At 47.5% G+C, this 963-nt stretch carries 1 pseudogene; it reads right to left on the bottom strand.

Annotated elements, in window-relative coordinates:
* Positions 1-963: pseudogene (locus AC1DWI_RS24460) on the bottom strand (hypothetical protein); the annotation flags it as partial.

The following is a 963-nucleotide window of genomic DNA, read 5'->3' as shown; positions in this document are numbered from 1 at the left end:
GTTCCATCGGCCAGCTTGCTGTTCAGGTAGGAACTTCTGGTGCCAACTAGTTTTTCTACTGACAACTTGTCCACTTCAAGAAGAAAGTTTTTCCCACTATCGATGTAATTTCGGCGAAACAGAGAGAAGGCTTGCTGGGAAGCAATTCGCATCTGATGTCTTGCAATCTCTGAAGTCAGCCCTGCTATTGGCGCATTGGCATTCTCATAGAGTGCAAGCGCTCGTGAAATATTGAAAGTGTGACCACCTCTGTCTGCACAGCATTGAAGCCGAAAAAGAAGCATGTCGAACATGCCAAGAGGGCCGCGTTCGATTTCAGCCAAGCGCCGGAGAATTCCTGAATGCTCAAATGGACCAAGGCCAAGAATCCGATGCGCGATTTCGGCTATGTTTTCAGGTGTATTCACCCGTCGACCCGACGAATCACCACCCCAACCAGCATCTTCAACAATTTTGATCAGGACATAGGGCAAGTTGTCCCGCGCACCTAACCCAATTTCTGGCAGTTCAAGGTGCGAATACTCAGCAATCGTCTTGAGAATATGGTCTATTAACAAAGGGCCAATCTCAGCCGGTGCCTCGTGTGCGGTGTTCGCCAGGATGCTCCAAAATTGGTCTTGAAGCGACTCTCCATTGGTAATATCGAACTCCGATTCAGCCAAGATACCCGCAATCGGTGTTCCGGCGTAAAGCTGCTTTTTCTTCTCGGCCAAGTATCGCAAGCCATCTTTCTTATTCGTCTTTGCTACTCTTACTATCGCGTGAATGTAGCGCTCCAGATTTCTTTCTGCGTTTCCTGCTAAACCATTGAAACAAGCGAAGGAAAGAATCTGGTCTTCGGTAACTTTCCCATGCACATCCCTCAACCGAGAATCAACGCCGAAAATCTTGTTTAGTAAAAATGCCTGTGGAATAGAAAGGCTCGGAAGCAGCTTAGAGTACTCATCGGTATTGCAATAAAGT

Source organism: Polaromonas sp. P3_C2 (genome assembly GCF_056402675.1).
Note: the sequence above shows the minus strand (reverse complement) of the source record. Positions and strands in the feature narration are given on the sequence as shown.